General features: G+C 34.9%; 24 protein-coding genes and 1 pseudogene. 17 read left to right on the top strand and 8 right to left on the bottom strand.

Annotation, left to right across the window (positions count from 1 at the left end; all coding sequences use genetic code 11):
* Positions 1 to 709: 709 nt before the first annotated feature.
* Positions 710 to 1,309, top strand: coding sequence for a YpjP family protein (locus tag ACIQXF_RS19470; RefSeq protein WP_402786304.1), 600 nt, complete (start codon positions 710 to 712; stop codon positions 1,307 to 1,309).
* Between the two features lie 25 nt (positions 1,310 to 1,334).
* Here the strand turns inward: ACIQXF_RS19470 and ACIQXF_RS19465 are convergent, their stop codons facing one another.
* Complete coding sequence (locus ACIQXF_RS19465; protein ID WP_402786301.1) at positions 1,335 to 1,499, bottom strand: hypothetical protein; 165 nt, start codon at positions 1,497 to 1,499, stop codon at positions 1,335 to 1,337.
* 106 nt (positions 1,500 to 1,605) lie between these two features.
* Here ACIQXF_RS19465 and ACIQXF_RS19460 point away from each other — a divergent pair, with 106 nt between their 5' ends.
* From ACIQXF_RS19460 to ACIQXF_RS19450, 3 genes and pseudogenes are all read left to right on the top strand, one after another.
* On the top strand, positions 1,606 to 2,574 hold the full coding sequence (locus ACIQXF_RS19460; protein WP_402786298.1) for a transglutaminase domain-containing protein: 969 nt from the start codon (positions 1,606 to 1,608) through the stop codon (positions 2,572 to 2,574).
* Positions 2,575 to 2,736: 162 nt separating this feature from the next.
* Positions 2,737 to 3,021, top strand: a complete 285-nt coding sequence (locus ACIQXF_RS19455) for a hypothetical protein (RefSeq protein WP_402786295.1) — start codon at positions 2,737 to 2,739, stop codon at positions 3,019 to 3,021.
* Between the two features lie 131 nt (positions 3,022 to 3,152).
* Positions 3,153 to 3,408, top strand: a pseudogene (locus tag ACIQXF_RS19450) (transposase); the annotation flags it as partial.
* 201 nt (positions 3,409 to 3,609) lie between these two features.
* Here the strand turns inward: ACIQXF_RS19450 and ACIQXF_RS19445 are convergent.
* Positions 3,610 to 5,184, bottom strand: coding sequence for a GMC family oxidoreductase (locus ACIQXF_RS19445; RefSeq protein WP_402786292.1), 1,575 nt, complete (start codon positions 5,182 to 5,184; stop codon positions 3,610 to 3,612).
* A 464-nt stretch (positions 5,185 to 5,648) separates the two neighbouring features.
* Between ACIQXF_RS19445 and ACIQXF_RS19440 the strand changes: the two genes are divergently transcribed.
* The 4 genes from ACIQXF_RS19440 to ACIQXF_RS19425 all read left to right on the top strand — a co-directional run bounded on the left by ACIQXF_RS19440 (position 5,649) and on the right by ACIQXF_RS19425 (position 7,885).
* Complete coding sequence (locus tag ACIQXF_RS19440; RefSeq protein ID WP_402786289.1) at positions 5,649 to 5,804, top strand: hypothetical protein; 156 nt, start codon at positions 5,649 to 5,651, stop codon at positions 5,802 to 5,804.
* Complete coding sequence (locus ACIQXF_RS19435) at positions 5,779 to 6,102, top strand: DUF1259 domain-containing protein (protein WP_402786286.1); 324 nt, start codon at positions 5,779 to 5,781, stop codon at positions 6,100 to 6,102. Before ACIQXF_RS19440 ends, ACIQXF_RS19435 begins: the two co-directional genes overlap by 26 nt.
* Positions 6,103 to 6,401: 299 nt before the next feature.
* Positions 6,402 to 7,007 carry an undecaprenyl-diphosphatase gene (locus ACIQXF_RS19430; RefSeq protein WP_402786284.1) on the top strand — a complete coding sequence of 202 codons (606 nt, stop codon included), beginning with the start codon at positions 6,402 to 6,404 and terminating at the stop codon, positions 7,005 to 7,007.
* A 728-nt stretch (positions 7,008 to 7,735) separates the two neighbouring features.
* Positions 7,736 to 7,885 carry a hypothetical protein gene (locus ACIQXF_RS19425; protein ID WP_402786281.1) on the top strand — a complete coding sequence of 50 codons (150 nt, stop codon included), beginning with the start codon at positions 7,736 to 7,738 and terminating at the stop codon, positions 7,883 to 7,885.
* Between the two features lie 340 nt (positions 7,886 to 8,225).
* Here the strand turns inward: ACIQXF_RS19425 and ACIQXF_RS19420 are convergent, their stop codons facing one another.
* Both ACIQXF_RS19420 and ACIQXF_RS19415 read right to left on the bottom strand, forming a co-directional pair.
* Positions 8,226 to 8,426 (bottom strand): hypothetical protein, encoded by a 201-nt coding sequence (locus ACIQXF_RS19420; RefSeq protein WP_402786278.1) that lies wholly within the window; start codon positions 8,424 to 8,426, stop codon positions 8,226 to 8,228.
* Positions 8,427 to 8,545: 119 nt separating this feature from the next.
* A complete protein-coding gene (locus ACIQXF_RS19415; protein WP_402786275.1) occupies positions 8,546 to 8,752 on the bottom strand; it encodes a hypothetical protein in 207 nt (68 codons plus the stop codon).
* A gap of 629 nt (positions 8,753 to 9,381) precedes the next feature.
* Between ACIQXF_RS19415 and ACIQXF_RS19410 the strand changes: the two genes are divergently transcribed.
* On the top strand, positions 9,382 to 10,101 hold the full coding sequence (locus ACIQXF_RS19410) for a hypothetical protein (RefSeq protein ID WP_402786310.1): 720 nt from the start codon (positions 9,382 to 9,384) through the stop codon (positions 10,099 to 10,101).
* 258 nt (positions 10,102 to 10,359) lie between these two features.
* A complete protein-coding gene (locus ACIQXF_RS19405) occupies positions 10,360 to 10,662 on the top strand; it encodes a hypothetical protein (RefSeq protein ID WP_402786272.1) in 303 nt (100 codons plus the stop codon).
* A gap of 461 nt (positions 10,663 to 11,123) precedes the next feature.
* On the opposite strand, the gene ACIQXF_RS19400 is transcribed toward ACIQXF_RS19405, so the two are convergent.
* From ACIQXF_RS19400 to ACIQXF_RS19390, 3 genes are all read right to left on the bottom strand, one after another.
* A complete protein-coding gene (locus tag ACIQXF_RS19400) occupies positions 11,124 to 12,653 on the bottom strand; it encodes a hypothetical protein (RefSeq protein WP_402786269.1) in 1,530 nt (509 codons plus the stop codon).
* Entirely contained in the window at positions 12,646 to 13,200 is a 555-nt protein-coding gene (locus ACIQXF_RS19395; RefSeq protein WP_402786266.1) for a sigma-70 family RNA polymerase sigma factor, read from the bottom strand. Before ACIQXF_RS19395 ends, ACIQXF_RS19400 begins: the two co-directional genes overlap by 8 nt.
* A 218-nt stretch (positions 13,201 to 13,418) precedes the next feature.
* Positions 13,419 to 14,072, bottom strand: a complete 654-nt coding sequence (locus tag ACIQXF_RS19390; RefSeq protein WP_402786263.1) for a FusB/FusC family EF-G-binding protein — start codon at positions 14,070 to 14,072, stop codon at positions 13,419 to 13,421.
* 339 nt (positions 14,073 to 14,411) lie between these two features.
* Between ACIQXF_RS19390 and ACIQXF_RS19385 the strand changes: the two genes are divergently transcribed.
* On the top strand, positions 14,412 to 15,056 hold the full coding sequence (locus ACIQXF_RS19385) for a class I SAM-dependent methyltransferase (RefSeq protein WP_402786260.1): 645 nt from the start codon (positions 14,412 to 14,414) through the stop codon (positions 15,054 to 15,056).
* Positions 15,057 to 16,031: an HD domain-containing protein gene (locus ACIQXF_RS19380; protein WP_402786257.1), complete on the top strand. Its 975-nt coding sequence runs from the start codon at positions 15,057 to 15,059 to the stop codon at positions 16,029 to 16,031.
* Between the two features lie 124 nt (positions 16,032 to 16,155).
* Here the strand turns inward: ACIQXF_RS19380 and ACIQXF_RS19375 are convergent, their stop codons facing one another.
* Entirely contained in the window at positions 16,156 to 16,452 is a 297-nt protein-coding gene (locus tag ACIQXF_RS19375; RefSeq protein WP_402786254.1) for a hypothetical protein, read from the bottom strand.
* A gap of 259 nt (positions 16,453 to 16,711) precedes the next feature.
* Here ACIQXF_RS19375 and ACIQXF_RS19370 point away from each other — a divergent pair, with 259 nt between their 5' ends.
* From ACIQXF_RS19370 to ACIQXF_RS19350, 5 genes are all read left to right on the top strand, one after another.
* Positions 16,712 to 17,110: a MarR family winged helix-turn-helix transcriptional regulator gene (locus ACIQXF_RS19370; RefSeq protein WP_402786252.1), complete on the top strand. Its 399-nt coding sequence runs from the start codon at positions 16,712 to 16,714 to the stop codon at positions 17,108 to 17,110.
* Positions 17,110 to 17,457, top strand: a complete 348-nt coding sequence (locus ACIQXF_RS19365) for a DUF3147 family protein (protein ID WP_402786249.1) — start codon at positions 17,110 to 17,112, stop codon at positions 17,455 to 17,457. The genes ACIQXF_RS19370 and ACIQXF_RS19365 overlap by 1 nt, the downstream gene beginning before the upstream one ends.
* An 11-nt stretch (positions 17,458 to 17,468) precedes the next feature.
* Positions 17,469 to 17,951, top strand: coding sequence for a GNAT family N-acetyltransferase (locus tag ACIQXF_RS19360; RefSeq protein WP_402786246.1), 483 nt, complete (start codon positions 17,469 to 17,471; stop codon positions 17,949 to 17,951).
* 112 nt (positions 17,952 to 18,063) lie between these two features.
* The gene (locus tag ACIQXF_RS19355; RefSeq protein WP_402786243.1) at positions 18,064 to 18,528 is read left to right on the top strand and encodes a hypothetical protein; all 465 of its coding nucleotides are present in this window, start codon (positions 18,064 to 18,066) and stop codon (positions 18,526 to 18,528) included.
* A 148-nt stretch (positions 18,529 to 18,676) separates the two neighbouring features.
* Positions 18,677 to 19,186 carry a hypothetical protein gene (locus ACIQXF_RS19350; protein ID WP_402786241.1) on the top strand — a complete coding sequence of 170 codons (510 nt, stop codon included), beginning with the start codon at positions 18,677 to 18,679 and terminating at the stop codon, positions 19,184 to 19,186.
* The last annotated feature ends 278 nt before the right edge of the window (positions 19,187 to 19,464 follow it).

Here is a 19,464-nt window from a genome sequence, read left to right as displayed (position 1 = left end):
TTGCGTTATTCATCTTAATTGAACCGCCGTATACGGATCCGTACGTACGGTGGTGAGAGAGGTCGGGGGTTAGTCACCCCCTCCTACTCGATTGTATGACAAAATTAGACAAAACACACGAAAAAATGTAAAATTACCAATTTATAAATAATATTGAATCCTCGACATGATTTTTTGTGAATTTTTAGGGTTAATTATCACAATTCCTATGCGACAAAACTGCACGTAGTTGAATATTGGAAACAGCTTAAAATAAAAAAGATTGAAGCAAATTAGCTCCAATCTTTCTTACTCACGCATCCTGTACATACGCCGCATATTTTTATTAGCCTCAATTTGAAGCATTATTTTACATCTTATTGCATTAAATGAAATTCGGAAATAATAGCAAAAACCTTGATAACACGGCATATATAACAAATTGTGTTCAGCTTTCATTTTGACTAAATTAGTTCGTGAAGCATAAAGATGATAAGTAACCTAACATTATTAAAAGACCAATACCCATTGCGATTTCCATGCTTTGTACCTCCTTTTAAAAACGACACATTTATCATTTTGGGATGAAGAAAACCCCAATTATTGAAGTTTTACTTTACTCATAAGTATTGTACAATGAATTATGGAAATATGAAACCTTTTATTGGCTTGTACGTATATATTAGTAGTAGAGTTACCATTTTGTACATAAACGGGAAGGTGTTAATTAATGAAGACATGGGTTAAAAAAAGTATCGTCGTTATGGTTGCGTTTTTAACATTTGGATTAATTACGCCAACACATGAGATATGGGAAGCATTTGATCAAAATCCATCAAACCGTGCTTCTATCGGACCATCATCTGGGACAAACACTGCGGAAGCGCACGAAATTTCACAAGAGCAAACAGAGATACAGCAAGAACCAGTTGACTATAGTACATTGCTTATTGATGCCGCGAAAGAACAATCCTACATAAAGTTCGGCACAAAAATTGGCCCGAAAATTAGCAATGAGTTTGACGAGATTATCTTCCCTAAAATGGAGGAAGCCATTGCGATGACACTAGCTGGCATAGACGATGCATCATTAGCATCCTTAACAATCTCGGAAAGACCAAGCGGTAATTATGGTGAAAAGATTTTTAATATTAGTAATAATGAAACAGGCACGGACTTAATTCGTTTCCATGTCCGTACAGAAAAAAGACCACAGGAAGGCTATTATTACAACTTTCACTATCACAGTGCCGAGGACGACTTTATGGCACACAATAATTTAGGGGATATTTACTGGGAGAAAAACACACCACCGAAGTGGTTATCCTAATATATAAGGGTTTAGGGGCTGTCTCTTAGAGATTAGCCCCACTTTTAGCCCCAATTTCAATAGCGCGGTCAAAAGTGTCGATAATTTTATCTTCCATTTCCCTCAATACATGCCCGTGTGTTGTATGAATCATTTCAGGCGTGTTCCCCAAACGTTCGGCAATCGCCCTTATTGGTACCCCGTCATTCATTAAAAAACAAGCATGAGAGGCTACATTTCTAAATTGAATGTGGTCTTTTACTATTCTCTTATGTATAATTTAGTAGATATTTACATAAGAGGAAGAGGAGATTCAAATGAAAAGTAGTCAATCATTGAAAGTTTTAACTGCAGGTGTAGTTTTAGCGTCAGGTTTATTCGTTTTCACTCCAATGGATTCTGGAGTACAAGCCGCGTGGGAAAGTCCATATAATTTCATACCACATTCATATAAAGGTAATATTAATACTTTTGATGAATTAATACAGTTAGCTGTAGATGCCTATAATAGTCCTAAACATGAACCTGTGATGGTTGTAGTAGACTCTAATAAAAATTTTGAGGAGCAGATATCTGACTATTTCTTATCAGAAAAGTATCTCCAAGAAATGCCGGATTTTGGTTTCTACGGGAGAACAGTTAATATTTATTATGATGGTGAAGTTAGAAAAGGAATTTACGAATACCATATTCAAGTGTATAACGACTACAATGAAAAGGGTATGCTCTCGTTTAAAAAGAAGATGGATAAAGCTGAAAAATATATTGTAGACAATTACCCATTGAACACTGACTATGATGTAGTATTCGCTATCAACGATTTTATTGCAGATAATTTTTCTTACGGTATGGCAATACAAGATGATAGTCACCCATACGTAGGTGAATTGCAAGGTCTTTTTACTTGTGGTCCTTATACTGAGCTTGCTCAACAATTCTATAATAGATTCGGAATTGAGAGTCGAAAGATGACTGGTGGTGCTTACTGGTCTGGTGAAGCACATGCTTGGAATGCGGTGAAGGTTGGTGGTAATTGGTATTATTCTGATGCGACTGCTTACGATACTGCAGGTAAAGCAAAGAAGAATATCCTTATGACTGAAGACGTTGGTTACACACACTGGGGTATTAATCTAAACACCAATACAAGATATGAAATAACAAAATTCCGTGCCACAAATGTAAAGTTTGAAATGAGTATGGCAAAACCATACAACTACGAAGAAGTGAAGAAAGCGCAAGCCAAAAAGAAAGAAGTCAAGAAAGCTCAAGCTCCAAAAAAATAATATAAACCAATTTATTTGCTGTAGACCTTAACAATAAAAACAATCCAATACATAAATGTCACATCTAACAAGGTGTGGCTTTTTATTATGTTTCATATTTCAAATAATGACAATCCGTTCCATTTATACTATGATTGTATAGGTATATTGGAGGTGTTAATAATGTTTGGAGTGTTTGAGATGAATGATTTAGAAGTGAAAATTTTAGAAGAAGTTAAAAATGGAAGAACTGAATTTCTTTTTAGTAACGGAATTAATGATGTACCGAAAGAAGAACTACAAGGGACATTTATGTTAAAAAACTTCGGGTATATACATGGAGAAGACTATACTGATGAAGACAAATTTGGATATGTGAATGTAACTTTAACAGATAAAGGAAAGTATTGTTTTATGACTGAGGAAGAAATTAAAAATTATGAATCGGCAAAGCTGAAGAATAAATAATACATAATACATAATACATATAGAAGTCACACTTACTATGTATGTACTGCGTCCCGATTGTTAGACACACTCTAACAATTGGAGGTGCAGTTTTTCTATGAGTAAAATTACTGCTGAGGAAAAATTAGGGAATTACGCAAAGTATGTCTCGTAAGGGCAACTGGTTATGATAATTCCATCATGGAAAATTTCTTTGGCATCATGAAATCAGAGTTTCTATATCCTAAAGAAGAATTTGAGAGTGTGGAACATTTTAAAAAAGAATTAGAAAAGTATATAACGTATTACAACACAAAACGTATTAAGGCAAAATTAAAAGGCATGAGTCCGATACAATATCGGACTCCCAACCCGCTGCCTAATGAAATAACCGTGTCTAACTTTTAGGGGTCACTTCATTTTTTTTGGAAGAGGGGTTTTTATAATTAACTAAGTTTCGACTACTATGAGTTTGATTTTTTCTTTAACGAATTGTGCAGGTTAGGTTGACACTCACCTTTTAGAAAGGGGTTTGCTTTATTCAAATGGACTCATTCTAACATTCCCCCAATGTATACATATTATATAAAACCTGTAATGTTAATAAGTTTATTGTTCAAAAGCGTTACCATCCATTAAACGTTTTGCAATGGTATATCCAATTAGGTATGCAGATGCAGACGTGTTACCGTCAACTGTAAAAGGAATGATTTGTGCATCAGCAACCATTAAATTATTGACGCCATGTACATTGCCATACCGATCTACAACTCCACCTTTATCAATAGGGGCCATCCGAAGTGAGCTTTGTTGATGGTGATTATGATCAAAATTTTCTTTAATAAAGTTTTCAAGTTCATCATCATTATCAATGATCTTTAATGTTGGATTTACAAGCTGATATTTTGGGTCGATTTTTGAAAGTTTTTCCGCAATGCCTTTAATATAAACTCTGTAAATAGCCTTTATTGCTTCAAGGTCATATTCATTTTCTAAGAAACCTTCATCCGCAAGGACAATTTTTAAGGGATCGTTATTTTGTATTTTAATGGATCCTTCACTTTTTGGTTGTAAAAATAAAATAGCAATATTTAAACTTCCTTCTGAAACAATCCCAATGAGTTGAACTCCTCGGCGGTAATTGTTACTACTATTAAGTGGATTTGGTAAGAAGGCACCTCCTGTATAGAGGGAAAATGGATCGTTTTGAAGCTGAGGGATATCTTTTGGATTCACACTAAACGTAGCAGTGTTTAAGGTATGATTAGTCAAATGTTTCCCGACATTTGGATTGTTAAAAATAACGGGGATACCGGCTTGATGTAGGTCATTTGAAGGTCCAATTCCAGATAACATTAATAGTTGCGCACTGTTTATACCTGATGAAATAATTACTTTTTTTCGGACAAAAGCTTGGACCTTTTTACCTTCCTGTAGATATTCAATACCTATTGCTGTTTTCTCCTTAAATAAAATACGAAGTCCGGTTGACTTATAAACAACCCTTAACTTACGTCCATTTACTCCGTATCCACCAGGAGTCATAATGTCTGAAGATAAAAATGCGGTAGAAGAGCTTTCACGTTCTCCATTAATCTTTTGAAATAGTTGCCATTGCGTAAAAGGACCAATAGGAGTTTTTGGGTTATTATAGTCAAGAATTTGTTTATAACCTGTTGCTTGTTCGATCGCTGAAACCAATTTTTTCGTTATAATTGGTGGATTTTTAGGGGCTTGCCTGATATCTATACGACCATTGAAGCCATGAAATTCAGGATTACTTGTTTCTCCATGAAAATTTTCTAATTGTTTAAAGCTACGATTTGCTCGTGCGGGGGACCATAAGTTACCTAAAAGACGTTCCCATTCTTTTAAAACAGCTGGTGTAGGTCTGACATACTGTTCACCATTAATTGAAGACCCGCCCCCAGAAAGCCGCCCCGTCGTCCATTCAAATGTTCTGTCATCTACTTCAGGTTGGGGCACTCCTTCACCTTGCCAAAAATATTCTGCGAAAAATTGCTCTTCTAGTTCGGGAGCGAATCTAGAATCTCGAATTGGTTTATCTCTATCATCGTTTTCTCCTGCCTCCAGGACTAAGACTGAGGTTTTTTTATCGTCTGTTAATGTTTTAGCTATAACCGCTCCAGCTGGTCCCGTCCCGACAACAATAAAATCATACATTTTATTTGAATGCTTCGAATCCATTTTATTATCTCCTTTTCTATATTTTATTTAGTATTGTATTTATATTATGAAAATTGAAGGGGAAGAGGTAGGTATAATATTCATTCTGTTAAAGTTAAAAAAGGGCTTGAAACCTTTTGTATTAAGTTTAATGAAAATCGCGGATATGTTTGAATTAAAAGATATAGGTGATCTAAAAAAACTTCAAAAAAGAAGAGTTAAATACACAAAAAAGACCGTTCTTACACGATAGAAAAAGAGCGGTTTTTTACATTAAAAAAAGACAAGTGTTTTCACCCCTGCCCTTTAAATACTAACAATGTTTTGCGTTGGGTAAATATTATTACCGATTCATTGATAGAAAAAATTATGTAGAATAAGGCGCTTGACAGTATAATTCCCAGTCACATTACGCACTTGAGAATATATTATTACTATTAAAATAAAAGGAGGTGAATAGTTTGGAACATGAAAATCATTCCCAAGAACAGAATCAGCCAGAAAAAATCAGCAGTTGCGTAGGTGCAATAAAATGTCAACAACTTGCTAATATCATCGGTGAGGAAGTAATTACTTCAACACCTGTTTGTCTTGTACAGGCGCCTTCGCGATACTAAAGCAACTATTCTTGGAAGAACTACTCGATCTCCTCTTGCCCTGCCGTTTGCCCTTTCTTTTGAAGGCGTTTTGGCTAAAACACTAAACCTTGGAGAAACTGTTGTACTTCAGGAAGAAATTAATCCATTTATGACAGAACTTCGCAAGAGAGGACTTATCGTTACAGCAGTGCATAACCATTGGCTTTTCGATAATCCTAGATTAATGTACATACATTGGGAGAATGTTGGGGATCCAACAGAGTTTGCAAGAAAAAGTTTCAATACTGCGGTTGCTGCAGGCTTATTCAAAAAGTAAATAGAGATATAACTTTATCTTAAACGAAAGACTATTTCTCAAAGGCGAAATTATGTAAAAGTTATGGTTCCTGTTTTTCTCAAAACATGTTTAAAAGGCTACTAAATTGGTAGCCTCTTTTATGTTTGCTAGTAGTGACAACAGTTATTTTTAGCGTTTTTAACATTAAAGATCATTAACTAAATTTCGAGTCAAAGTGACGATTATGTTAGATTAAATCCTTTATTGTCATCTTAAACGATAGTTCGACGATCTCCTTTTTCTTATCATAGCTATATAAAGCTAAAGGAGAGAGTATATTGAATATATCAGAAATAAATAACAACTTATTTAGATTGGTTAATGACTTAGGAAAAGAATTAACTCTCATCAATTTTCCAATGGTTATTATAGCAGAGTATACAGTTTTTTTCTTAGCTATTTTTGTTATACTGTTCTGGTTTACCAAAAATAAAGAAAACAAAATAATGCTCATCTGTGGAAGTATTGCTTTCATTTTGGCTGAGACTATGGGGAAAGTTGCAGGATTATTGCATTTTAATAAACAACCATTTGCGGTACTTTCAAATACTAATCAGTTAATAGATAAAGCAATAAATAATTCTTTTCCTAGCGATCATACCATATTATTTTTTTCATTCTGTATGTCATTTTGGTTGTTTAAGAAAGGAAAATGGATTGTCTGGGTTTTGTTAGCGATATTAGTTGGAGTTTCACGTATTTGGGTGGGAGTCCATTACCCATTAGATGTCCTTGTAGGTGCTTTTATTGGTATTACTTCTGCAGTAATAATTTACTTTACAGTTCCAAAATTAACAATAATATCAACCCTAATTACTAAATACGAATCCATTGAAAAAGTAATCACAAGTAAATTTCATGAAGCTAAAAAATCTAAAGTTTAGATAAAATAAAGTCACTAGCGTGGCTTTTTAATATGCTTTTTAAAGGTCAAAGGTGGGAAATAATAAAAAGATCACCGGAGGATAGTGACCCTTAGTAACACTATAACCACCGGCGTAATAGCGATTGTTATTGAAATTACCCATATTACCGTAGTACCCCATATAATTTCCCTCCTTTTTCTCTCAACATTTCATTGTTCGTATTTCCGAGCTTCAAAGAAGTTAGAAGGTACATTCGAAATCGAGTATCTACTAGATTAGGCAGTGGAATTGAATAAACGTACCATGTAGACAGGGAAGGATATTGATGAAATCAGTCGCTTGGTGGGGGAATGTTAGACTAAACTTGTCATTTCTTGCGCTTACCCGGGAAATTTTTTTCTTATTTCCTAACCTGAGTAGCCTCTTTTCCAATTAGCTTTTAGTAAGGCAAATGCTTGATGCTTCTCAATTTTATTTTGTTTATTCAGATACGTCTATACAACTTTTTGGAACGACTCTTGTATGGTTGAGGAAATAACAGCAGAGGACAAGTACTTCTACCTGTATGTGCTGACAAATGGAAGTACGACACAAATTGGAATCTATTAAATACAAAAAAACAAATAGCTTTTGATAGAGGCTACTCGATGGAAAGTGCAGGTGCGTTACTACAACGTTTCAGAGACCATCACAAACTTATTCGTTTTGTTACATAATTACTGAATGACAGGACAGTTGCCCAAACGATGGCGTATCGAAATTTAACTGAACGTGAATGTTGGTTATTAGAAGGGGAATTTGATTTAATGCTTATAGCGTTTCCTACAAATGTGTTAGCTGGAAACAGCATTGTGGTTCCAGATTTAGAAGCAATTTTCGAAGTTAAAGTTAACTGATTTTATTGCTATAACGCAGGGCAATTATAATTGATTTTCTGAACATTTTGCTATTTCTTTTCATATTTTTTACTATCCCAGGCCCAATTTACAAAAGCAAAAATAATTACTGTTCATAAAGACATGAAGAGGTTATTAAGCAGATCCCAATTACCTTTTCTAAAATAATCCTGAACCAATAAAATTAAAAATAGTGATAAGAAGTAGATGATATAGATATATTTCCTGGCAAATTCCATTGTTTCACCTCGGTATGTATGTATTATAAAAAAGCCGAAGCGTCGTTACACGCTACCTATATAAAGGGTCACTCTGCTAGAAATGACCCTGAACAGAAATATTATTTGAATTTTTTAGGGTTATCAACTTTGATTGAAGCAACCTCTCCACAATTCTTACAAAAAGTCATAAGAATTGGTGACCCAAATGCCATTATTGATCCTATTGGTCTTATATTGCCATGACTACTAGTACCACCAACTTGTCCAGTTGTAAAGGAATCACCACCACAAGCCTTGCAAACTAATTTTCCGTCTTCCATGATTTCACCTCGTTATGTAATATATGTAAATTATAGCATAGAAAAAGCTGCAGCGTCTTAACACGATACAGCTTAGAATTGGTTCATGCCCAATATGGAAAAAGAAACGTTACGAAGGATTAATTGAATTTTTCTGGTTTGGCTACTTTGATTGAAGCTACCTCACCACAATTTTTGCAAAATGACAAAATGAGTGGAGATCCAGAAGCGATTAAGGATCCTATAGGTCTAACATTACCTTCTGTTGTAAACTTACCATGACCAAGTTGACCGGTTGCAAAAGAGTTGTAACCACAAGCCTTGCAGATTAATCTATTCTTTTCCATGATATCACCTCGTTAAGTTTATGAAAGCTGTAACATAAAAAGCCACAGCGTCGTCACAAGCTACAGCTCCAAATGCCCTTCTATAACATTATAACCTACCAACTATGGGCAGGAGGGTATACGGTAGTTACTAATGGGAATTTTTTTCAGTAGGTTGAGGATTATAGTTGGAAATGTTGAAGTAATCGAAATGCACTTCTTTTGAATATTCCTTTTCGTATATATTACAACAGAGGCCCTACAGACTGTTATGGACAAGATATTACAGAAACTTGGGATCGTTTGAATGAGCATGTGCAGTCGATAAAGTAGACCAGTAAAGCTATTTTAGTAAAATGAAAATTTCTATGCAGTAATGGAAACAAAATAAAATTATAACCAATTTACGAGTGCGGTGTTTGAATAAAAGCATCGTCTTTTGCATGCTTGCTTTGCAGTAGTATTTTGACAAATTTGGTTTATGGTATATTTATGAAGGGGTGATTTTTGTATTCAATGTTGAGGTTTAATCAGTGAATGAAATGAAAACCAATTATAAGCTGGAGCATATATATTTTTTCTAGTTGTTCTTATACAGGATGATTTATGTTTTCAGGTAGCAAGAAAGGGGCCAGAAGAGATTGAAAAAAATGAGTATGTTGCTATTGTTGAGTGTAGCAATATTTTCAGGCTGTAGTTCAGATAATACAGAGGATAATACGCAAGAACAAGGTTCGGGTAAGACGCCTATTGAACAGGACACAACACAACAGGATGCAAAATTAATTGGAACTTCTGAGCATAAAGAGGTAAAACTTTATGAAGAAACGAATGGCGTAAAACTAGATTTTAATGGTAAAGTGAAAGAATTTAATTGGAACAACCCTAGTGATACGGGAACTGACCCACAAGTGTTTTATACAGATGTTACAGGAGATGGAGATAAGGAAGCTGTCATTATCATTCAGACAGGTAGAGGGACGGGGCTAAATAATTATAATATTCATGTTGTGGACAAGGATTTAATTGAATTAAAAGTTCCCGATTATGAGGAAATTGTTGCGAATCATATTAAGTCAAAGGTTGTTAAAAAGGATAATGGTACATTAGGAATTACCGTTAAAGCTCAAGGGAAAGACTATAACTTTGATTTTGGCTTTGATCCAGCACCAGATTTCAAGCAAGATGACCTTGGTTTTGGAGGCGTAATTATTTATTTTTTAGAAAATCAAACAATAAAATTACACCTTGCAGCATCTGTTGGAATATCCCCAACATATGTAGCTGATTTCTATATCACATACAAATTTGATAGCAACAAGAATGAATTTATGGTTGATCAAATAGAAGTTAAACCTATAAAAAACTAATCGAAGTTTTTTTAAAAAAAACATATAATTACAGACGGTAAATAATTCAATAGCAATAAAATCACATCTAATAGGTGTGATTTTTTATTTCATTTGAGTGAAAAATACTATTGTTAAGAAAGTTAAACATCATTATAATGGTGTTAATTAAATCCAGTTTTTAGGACACTTTCATGTCATTAGGTGCTCTTCAATATCTCGTGTGTCACAGATTGCACCATAAAGATGGCTTTGTAGATAGAAAGGAAGAGTCAGCCTATGGTAAAAAAGACAAACAAGCAGGTTGAGATATTGGATACTCAAATTATTTTAGAGAAATACAAGGAAAATATAGAATTAATGCAAAAATCATTAAAACAATGTGAGTTGGACATTAGTAAATTGCAAAGTGAAGGTTTAATGGAATTAGAAAAGTTAGCTATTGAATTAAGCATGTTGCAAAAACTTTCAACGAGTATAGAAATGAAAGCAAATGGACTTATCTGTGATGACAGTAAAGCCAATGAGACATCGATTCCTTCATTAAATATTAAATACAATAACAAATCTAACAAGCTGTAGCTTTTCGTAATCCCTTAGATAGCTGACAATTCATTCCGTTAAGTAAAATGACGAAAATAAAAACTAAAGGAAAAGAAGAGAATGATCTAGTGTCCTAGAAGACGGGGGAAATAGACGAAGGAACCTTTATATCTTCTGCTAAATATACGGTTGGCTATACAACCACCTATTGTTTATAAAAATGATGATAAGAGAGTATAGCTTTACCTATGTTCATATTTTCTAGTAGTACATAAGTTTTCATCTACAATATTATGTTAAAAGTCGCATCAACGTTTGTTCCACGCATTTATTAAATGCAATCACCATCGCTATCAGAAACGATAAAACGGCATGAGTCCTTTAATAGACTCATGCCGTTGTTGATTTTCCATTTGCCATTAGAGTCATATCATTAATTAGTATTTCTGAAATACTTCCAATTAAAATGGGGATGAGGAAAACCCCCGCTGATTGAAGTTTCACTTTATGGGCTTAAAGGATTTCAATAAATCTTTGGATTCCTGAAGTGGTATTTTTTGACTAACTACCTCGTATTTATAATCACCTTTCTTACCTATAAAGTGAGAACCTACATAATCGTTTAATTTATAACATTCCCATTCAATGCCGTTTAACGTAAACTTTTCAATTTGTTCTCCCTTTGCCATATTGAAGTCGCGTATAGAACGAATAACGGAATCTTTATGATAAGCACGTACATACACAATTCCTGCTTCATTTTTATAAACATAAGTAAGGTAAGCTTGGTTAAAATTTTTATATTTTTCATAACTTGCTGAGAATATTTCAAGATCGGGATGAGTGAATTCATATAAGAAAGGTAGGTCCTTTCTAAGTAAATCCAGCACAGCGTCCGTATCTTCTTTAATCGCGTCTGCAGTATCTACAACTTCTATTTCTGCTTCACTTGGATCAGTATACATATTTTTACGATAAGGAAGTTGATAGCCTTCTAAATTTGGAACAAATTCTCGCGGGTCAACCTGCACATTCACTTCCAAACTTTCCGGGTGGAGATAACTTGTAAGTTCACCGTTCGTATCATATGTTTCGTATTTAATTAAGATTCCAGTTTCTTTATCTACCCAAAAGCGAAAAGTATCAGTCGTACCTTTCATTTTTGTACGCTCTATCACTTCTTTATCGGTTTTCCCAAATAAGACAATTGTATTATGACCTAATAATTCTTCATTTTGTTTTTCAATCTCCCAATGCTGTGTAGTTCTTAAATAACTAGCAGCTTTTTCGTAGGGAAACAATGAAATACCTGAAACGCCAATTGGAGGTCTTTCCCTGAATTTAGTATCGGATTTGTATATATTTTTTAACTCAATACTAAACGCATCCTCGGGAGTCATTTTATCTAGCGTTGGGATCGGCTGGTAGTCATGAACTACATATGTTTTTATGCCATTAAATCCTATATACTTTGACCAGTATTTCTCGTTATTGTAAAATGTTTCTTCACTACTCTCTTTATCATAAAAAGTGGTTATTTTTTCGTAGCCGCCAATTTCGTTTGTTAGACTTATTTTATACTCAATAACAGCAGTACTAACGGAATCGTCATACATGACATCATGACTCTTAAATTTTCCAGCTGCTGTGTGAAAATAATCCACTGTATTTAATAGCTTACTTACTACGTCCTCTTTCGTCATATTTTCATAAGATTCCTTATGTAAGGGAGGCGTATAGAGATTGGTTTCAATTTTAGGCTCGTGTGGCACATCTTCATAGCTGTTATTGTAACTAGCAATCTGCTGTTCTTCCAGCTCAGTGACAATAAGATAGATGATTCCCAACAAAAACAAACTCATTACAGCTGTAGGTAATAGATAATTAAATATTGGTTTTAAAGAGCGCTGCTTTTTTCTTCTTATATGAATCATCTGCCGAACGTTTTCTTTATTTTTCTCATTAAAGTGGATGTCTTTTAATACGGTTTCATTTAAAGTCCTGCCTAAATTTTTCATCTTTTCATCCATTGATTTTGCTCCCTTCTAGTGACTTTTTTAGTAAAAGGCGAGCCCTATATAATCGGGACTTAATCGTTTGTAAACTCAAATTTAACAAATCTGATATTTGGTTATAGGACATCTCTTCATAATAATATAAAATAATTACCTCTCGATACCGCACAGGTAGGGTAAGGATTTTTTCAGCAATCAGTCGTTTGTCCTCTAGACCAACTAATTCCATCTCAGGGGATTTGTTTGTAGTCTTAGTCTTTGAGAAGAATTCTGAAAGAACGATATGTCTATAAGACCAACTTCTTAACTTATCTTTACATAAGTTTACTGTAATACGATATAACCAAGTTTTATAAGAAGATTCATGCCTGAAGTTATCTAAATGCTCATAACACTTAATAAAAACCTCTTGTGCAATATCCTCGGAAAGCTGCTTTTGCTTCGTATAAGTAAATGCTAGACGGGCTATATTTTCACCGTATTCATTCATCAACCATTCAAGTTTTTCCTCTCTACTTAAATCACTGTTAATTTCTATCTGCTGTCTCACTTGTTCAAGCATCCTCCACACCCTTTCAAATATTAGACGGAGCAGGTACAATTTGGTTGTAATAAATTTACTCAGATTATATACAATTATCACAAGCTATTTTTCAAGAAACATGCTAGATGGATAGGGGAGGGGTTTTCATTCAAGCTAAAAGTGGATTCTTGAAAGGTTAAAAGGCAGAAACGTTGATCAAAATAATCAACATTTCTGCCTTTACTATTTCAGATGGGTTATTTTTGCGTAACGCGCTCAAAAAATGCATGTGTTCTGTCCATATCAGAGACATGTTTATTACATGTTTGGCTATCCGCGCAAATGTAATTACTAAAGTTCGTGAATGTTCCAACGACCTGCCCTTTGACAGAAGTCGTAAATAGACCAACATCTGAATGGCGGTTACAGATTGCGCAAACACCACTAATTGTCTTGTTAGCGAATATGCCCTTAATGGCCTTTAGTTGCTCGTCTTGCTCAATCACGACATATTTTCGATGTGTGCCCGGATCATCCCAAGCAAGATAACAAATTTGCTGAAAATCCATTTCCTCGAGCTTTGGTAGTTTGAGCTTTTTTTCCTTTTTAAATAAGCTTTTTAGCGTGTTTACGGTGACTGGCTTGAACGGGATGACATATGGTTTTAACTGTTCTAAAAATGCCTCTCCTTGTGCACGATCTGTTACAGCAAAAAGCGGTTCAATTAGCTTTACCTCTACTGTAGATAGCGATAATTTTGTGGTAATTTCGCTATCGACAAGGTCACGTACGGCAAGAATGACATTTTTATCCTTTGTCGTTGAAAGTGTGTGTAAAATTTTATTCATTTGCTGTTCAAGTAAATGATAGTTTGCAACCGTTAAAAACGGCTGAATTGTTTGTTTTTCCATTTGAAATCACTCCTGTATAGTAGGCTTTTTGGTGTATATGGCCTAAAGAGATCATTCAATCTATATTATTTGAATAACTTAATCTAGACCTCTTTGACCTAAAGAGGTAGTTCTAGAGCAAGCATTACAAAAGAATGCATTCATTTCGATTCCTCCTTGAAAAGAAAACTAATATTATCATAGCATCTTTTGGGAATTTGATAAATGATAAAGAACACGCAATTTTCCGTTTTTCAGAAAAAATGATATGGTATTATTTACATATTGGGAGGGGGAATTTTTATGAAAAATGTAAATGGAGTGAAATTAAACGTTTAAGAAAACATTGGGAGGATTAAAATGCTAAGCCAACAAGGATTTAATTTATGGGCTGACGGCTACAATCAAACAGTTCAGCTAAGTGAGGGAAGTAATCAATATCCATTCGCGGGATATAAATCGGTGTTAAATACGATTTTTAATGAGGTTATGAATACGCCAAAATCAACTGTGTTGGACATTGGCTTTGGCACGGGTGTATTAACGGCAAAGCTCTATGAAAATGGTCATACTATCAATGGCTTCGATTTCTCATCCAACATGATCGACATTGCAAAAGAAAAAATGCCGGATGCCAACTTACTGGAATGGGATTTATCAAAGGGGCTACCACCCAAACTACTCCAACAAAAATACGATGCAATTATTAGCACATATGCGCTTCATCATTTTACCAATGACATGAAAGTGCAATACATTACAACATTACTGCAGCACTTAACACCAGCAGGACGAATCTATATTGGCGATATTGCTTTTGAAACAAGCGAGCAGCTTGAAAAATGTCGTCAAGACAGTATTGGCTATTGGGACGATGATGAGTTTTACTTTATCCATGAGGACATAAGCTCTTTATTAAAAGGACTTTGCCAGGTAGAATTTTACCCAATTTCGCATTGTGGCGGTGTCTTTATTTTATCGAATGTTGCGCAGGAAGCGATGTAAGTGATTATTACTGATAAAATCTATGGGCAATTTGAGATAGCGGATATATTAGAAGAGCTTATTGCTAGTAAGCCGATACAGCGTTTAAAGGGGATTCATCAAGGCGGCGCAAGCTATCTTGTGAATCATCAATGGAACGTCACTCGTTATGAGCATTCAATTGGTGTTATGCTGCTCATTAAACATCTTGGGGGTTCTTTAGAGGAGCAAATCGCAGGATTATTGCACGACGTTTCCCATACAGCTTTTTCACATGTCATTGATTTTGCCCTTGACAATCATGCGGAGGATTATCATGAAGAAATTTTTTTAGATGTCATTAAACATTCTGAGATACCTACTATTCTTAAAAAGTACGACTACGATTATAAACAAATAGTATTGGATATGACGAGATGGCAGCTACTTGAGCAACCAGCTCCTGAGCTTTGTGCAGATCGTGTCGATTATACTTTACGAGATATGTATGTTTATGGACAAGCTTCAATAGAAGAAATACAGAAATTTTTGAATGATATCGTGATTTATCAGGGGAAAATGTATCTTCGAAGTATCGAAAGTGCAGAATGGTTCGTCAAAACTTATTATCAAGAAGTATTAGATTTCTTTATGGATCCGTTAAATATTTATGCCTATGCTACATTAGCTCAAACATTAAAGCTAGCATTAGAAAAAAAGATCATTACACTCGCAGATTTTCGGAAGGAAGATGATGAACTAATCGAACTGTTGAGATCTTCAAATGATCATCAAGTGCAAAGCCTGCTACAACAAATTCATCCACGTATAAAAGTAAAGGAAGATGAGACAGATTTTGATCTTTATCAAAAAAATAAAGAGCGATTAATGGATCCTTCGATTTACATGGATAGTAAATTAATAAAGGCAAGTGAATTATCTCTAGAGGTCAAAAGAATGAAGGCAATTGCTAAAGAAAGATTTAGCAAAGGTGTATTCGTGAAAGTTTTTCGATAAAGGGTAGAAAACTCTCGATAAAGTCTATAAAACTTTCGATAAATCCACAAAGTTGGGCGATAAATATTCAATTTTGATCGATAAAATAGGGAAAGGGGCTGCCAAGGGACAGCCCCTTCCTTTTTTAGGAAAACATCGACATGATATATTTACCTGATAGCATAAATACTGCATAAACGACGAGTGCACTTGCAACGGAAATGCTAGGTTTAAACCAGCTTGTTAATAAAAAAGCGAGAACTGTAAAAAGCAGCATCCCTACAGCTCCAAATACTGTATTTTGTAACACGCTATGGAAGGTATCTTCCTTCATATTTTTCATTTGCATCCCCATATTGATAAGTGTCAGAATGGGTAATGCCGTAATGATGCCAGATAAAAACAAATATTTTGATTGGCTTAGCAACAATGCTAACACCATGATGGAACCACCCACTATAAAATACAGAAAATATAACATATGTAACCCTCGATTTAAAAAGAATAGTGTAATCATACTGTACAAATCTACTATCTACAAGTACCTTTTTAGTGCAATTAGCAAGAAATGGAGAAAGATAGATTTTCACTAAAAATAAATAGAATATTTCAGTAACTTCATTGTATAAATTTTCTCTTTTAATATATCGTTAATTACGATATAATCGTCTGGAACGATATATATATAAGGAGTTAATTTGATGATTCAGGATATAAATAACTATTTTACAACTATTTTTTATCATCTACATACAACACATGAAGATATGATTTCCCATCAAAGTGTGCGTATTTTACAGATGATCCAAAAGGAAGATGAGGTAACTGTTCGTGATATTGCAGGATTACTGAATATTTTTCAAAATACAGCCTCTGAGCATATCAAAAAGTTGGAGCGACATGGCTGGGTGAAAAAGGAGCGGGCCATCGAGGATCAACGAAAAGTCAATCTTCATCTAACAGCGGAGGGGCTTCATGTCCTCAAGAAAAATACCGAATTAGATGATGCCAAGCTACAACATGCACTAAGTCAACTATCAGACCAACAACAACAAACGATTTTACAGGCATTTCGTTTATTAAGTGAGGCGTCAAAATAATGTATACATTTATCAAGATTCTTAGCTCAGCAGCCATTATCGGTATCGTTACAGAGATTGCGCGAAGATTTCCTACCTATGGTGGCATTATTGCTGCACTTCCACTTGTCAGTATTTTGAGTATTATATGGCTTACGGTTCAAAGTGAGTCAAGTGAGCATATTCAGCGATTTACAGTGGGTGTCCTCGTGGGGCTGCCAGCAACAATGTTCATGCTATTTGTAATTTATATGGCGATGAAATCATCCGTCCACATTGTGTTTGCCATTGGACTAGGAATTGTTTCATGGGCAGTATTTCTCGGGGTTCAGAAAGCTATTGCAGGGATATTTCATATTTCGATTTAGGAGACAAATCAATGACAATAATTTCAATTCAACAAATACCTCAAAAGGATGTACTACAGTTTTTTAAGGAACATTGGGGAAGCACGGAGATGGTTATTTCCAGTGGTATTTACGACTGTAGCCAGTTAGATGGCTTTGCCTTTGTCGATGGAAAAAATACGACGCTAGGTCTTGTTACGTATATCATTCGTGGTCAAGAATGTGAAATTATTTCCCTTGACAGTATTGTAGAAGGGCAAGGTATTGGTTCATTCCTTGTACAAGCCGTAGAAAAAATGGCATTCGACAACAACTGTACAAAGATTACGCTAATTACGACCAATGATAATTTACATGCCTTAAAGTTCTACCAAAAAAGAGGCTATCATTTAGTGGAAATACTACAGAACGCGGTAGCGCAAGCAAGGGCGTATAAGCCTGAAATACCTTTAATCGGCAATGATGGTATTCCGATACGTGATGAAATACGACTAGAGAAAACAATTTGTTCATAATGAATGGCCCCGGAAAAGCTAGACAATTTTTCCGGGGTGTTTGATTATTCAAGGTTTCATCGCCTACGATTTCTCGCTATACTTGATAGGGAACTAGAAAGTGAGGAAAGAAATGAAAAAAATACTATTTGTTTTATTATTTAGCGTGCTTGTGGTGGGAGCCGCTTTCATCATTTATTTAAAAAGCAATCCACCCCTTGTGGTGAACAGCTATACGTCTCCTAAAGGTGATTCAACTATAAGAATGATAGAAATAGAGAATAAAGGACTACGTGAGATACAGCTCCAACAAATACTCATCAATGACAAAGTGCCTGAAAATGTCGAGCTTGTCGTGAGTAAGTCTGAACCGTTTGAGGCAGAAACGAAGCTGGCAGGTAATCCGAATATTACGTTTCATAAGTTAAGACAGGTGAACATTTTCCCAAGCCAATACATAGATCGTCAAGCCATTGGAAAGCAGCCCCAGCATTTTGCTATAAAGGCTCGGGCATCTGATATGAAAACAATTACCATTAAGTATGACTATTTAAAAATCCCTTTTACATTAACTGCTGAGTTACGCACTACAAAATAGAGGCTTCAGTGGCTTATGCACTACCTCGTATTTTGTCTTATCGATTATCCCTGTGTCATTTCATAAGATTGTTTGGTGAAAAAATACTGTTCCTCCTAAAACATGGTAATCTAATAGTAACACCAATCGTGAAATTAGGAGGGACTTAATGGAATTCTTAATTATCGGTCTAGTACTTGTTGTCTGTATAATCACTGTGACTTTAGTGTTAATTCGTAAACTTTCGAAGGATGATATCAAACTGGAAGTAACGGCTACATGTGAAGGAAAGAATGAATTAAATCAAGCAATTATGAAGATAGACTTTACGTTTTCGATTGGCAAGCTTGCCCATCGTAAAAAAGAAATTATAGGTAGTATTGACTGGTCAGAAGGATGGATGCCTGTTTGCTATAATTTAAAAGAAAATGGGGTCTACAGGGAGGAAAGAATACTGCCTGCTATAAATGATCAAAGCTATTCAACCTTCGAAATAAATGCCACAAATACCATAGATGATTTTGGGCGAGGAGAGGGCTATGTTGTATTAGTGTTAGAGAACCCGATTCAAACTGATAAGTCTAGAGCAGGTGTCATCCTTGCAGTAACTGCTAATATGATGACCTATCAACTGTCAGATTCCGCAAGCTGGAAAAATGACTTTGCCGTGAATCATTAAATACTTAGGGGGTTCTGATTAATAGTCTTCATCAATTGGATTTTTATGGGATAAAAGCTATTCATAGGGCGGAGTGCCTTATGAATAGCTTTTTATTTTGGGGAAATTGTTAAAACGAATTTAGTAGTCATCAATAAATATAAATGTTTTGAAACGCACATACGTTATAAAGTGAACTTAACCAATAGGCGACTTCACTGATTAGTAGTCTTCATCAATCGTGCATTTAAGGGCAGTTAATGCGGGCTAAATCAATAATGACGATTTGCAACGACCGA

This window comes from Lysinibacillus sp. NPDC097231 (genome assembly GCF_044761885.1).
Lineage (GTDB): Bacteria > Bacillota > Bacilli > Bacillales_A > Planococcaceae > Lysinibacillus.
This window is presented reverse-complemented; position numbering and strand designations above follow the sequence as displayed.

Excerpts from the sequence above, each read along its gene's own strand:
- ACIQXF_RS19385 (WP_402786260.1), top strand. The coding sequence starts at position 14,412 with ATGCTAAGCCAACAAGGATTTAATTTATGGGCTGACGGCTACAATCAA.
- ACIQXF_RS19370 (WP_402786252.1), top strand. The coding sequence starts at position 16,712 with ATGATTCAGGATATAAATAACTATTTTACAACTATTTTTTATCATCTA.
- ACIQXF_RS19360 (WP_402786246.1), top strand. The coding sequence starts at position 17,469 with ATGACAATAATTTCAATTCAACAAATACCTCAAAAGGATGTACTACAG.
- ACIQXF_RS19455 (WP_402786295.1), top strand. The coding sequence starts at position 2,737 with ATGTTTGGAGTGTTTGAGATGAATGATTTAGAAGTGAAAATTTTAGAA.
- ACIQXF_RS19365 (WP_402786249.1), top strand. The coding sequence starts at position 17,110 with ATGTATACATTTATCAAGATTCTTAGCTCAGCAGCCATTATCGGTATC.
- ACIQXF_RS19415 (WP_402786275.1), bottom strand. The coding sequence starts at position 8,752 with ATGGAAAAGAATAGATTAATCTGCAAGGCTTGTGGTTACAACTCTTTT.
- ACIQXF_RS19355 (WP_402786243.1), top strand. The coding sequence starts at position 18,064 with ATGAAAAAAATACTATTTGTTTTATTATTTAGCGTGCTTGTGGTGGGA.
- ACIQXF_RS19400 (WP_402786269.1), bottom strand. The coding sequence starts at position 12,653 with ATGGATGAAAAGATGAAAAATTTAGGCAGGACTTTAAATGAAACCGTA.
- ACIQXF_RS19470 (WP_402786304.1), top strand. The coding sequence starts at position 710 with ATGAAGACATGGGTTAAAAAAAGTATCGTCGTTATGGTTGCGTTTTTA.
- ACIQXF_RS19405 (WP_402786272.1), top strand. The coding sequence starts at position 10,360 with ATGGTAAAAAAGACAAACAAGCAGGTTGAGATATTGGATACTCAAATT.
- ACIQXF_RS19410 (WP_402786310.1), top strand. The coding sequence starts at position 9,382 with ATGAGTATGTTGCTATTGTTGAGTGTAGCAATATTTTCAGGCTGTAGT.
- ACIQXF_RS19460 (WP_402786298.1), top strand. The coding sequence starts at position 1,606 with ATGAAAAGTAGTCAATCATTGAAAGTTTTAACTGCAGGTGTAGTTTTA.
- ACIQXF_RS19395 (WP_402786266.1), bottom strand. The coding sequence starts at position 13,200 with ATGCTTGAACAAGTGAGACAGCAGATAGAAATTAACAGTGATTTAAGT.
- ACIQXF_RS19420 (WP_402786278.1), bottom strand. The coding sequence starts at position 8,426 with ATGGAAGACGGAAAATTAGTTTGCAAGGCTTGTGGTGGTGATTCCTTT.
- ACIQXF_RS19390 (WP_402786263.1), bottom strand. The coding sequence starts at position 14,072 with ATGGAAAAACAAACAATTCAGCCGTTTTTAACGGTTGCAAACTATCAT.
- ACIQXF_RS19445 (WP_402786292.1), bottom strand. The coding sequence starts at position 5,184 with ATGTATGATTTTATTGTTGTCGGGACGGGACCAGCTGGAGCGGTTATA.
- ACIQXF_RS19465 (WP_402786301.1), bottom strand. The coding sequence starts at position 1,499 with ATGAATGACGGGGTACCAATAAGGGCGATTGCCGAACGTTTGGGGAAC.
- ACIQXF_RS19425 (WP_402786281.1), top strand. The coding sequence starts at position 7,736 with ATGGCGTATCGAAATTTAACTGAACGTGAATGTTGGTTATTAGAAGGG.
- ACIQXF_RS19375 (WP_402786254.1), bottom strand. The coding sequence starts at position 16,452 with ATGGTGTTAGCATTGTTGCTAAGCCAATCAAAATATTTGTTTTTATCT.
- ACIQXF_RS19350 (WP_402786241.1), top strand. The coding sequence starts at position 18,677 with ATGGAATTCTTAATTATCGGTCTAGTACTTGTTGTCTGTATAATCACT.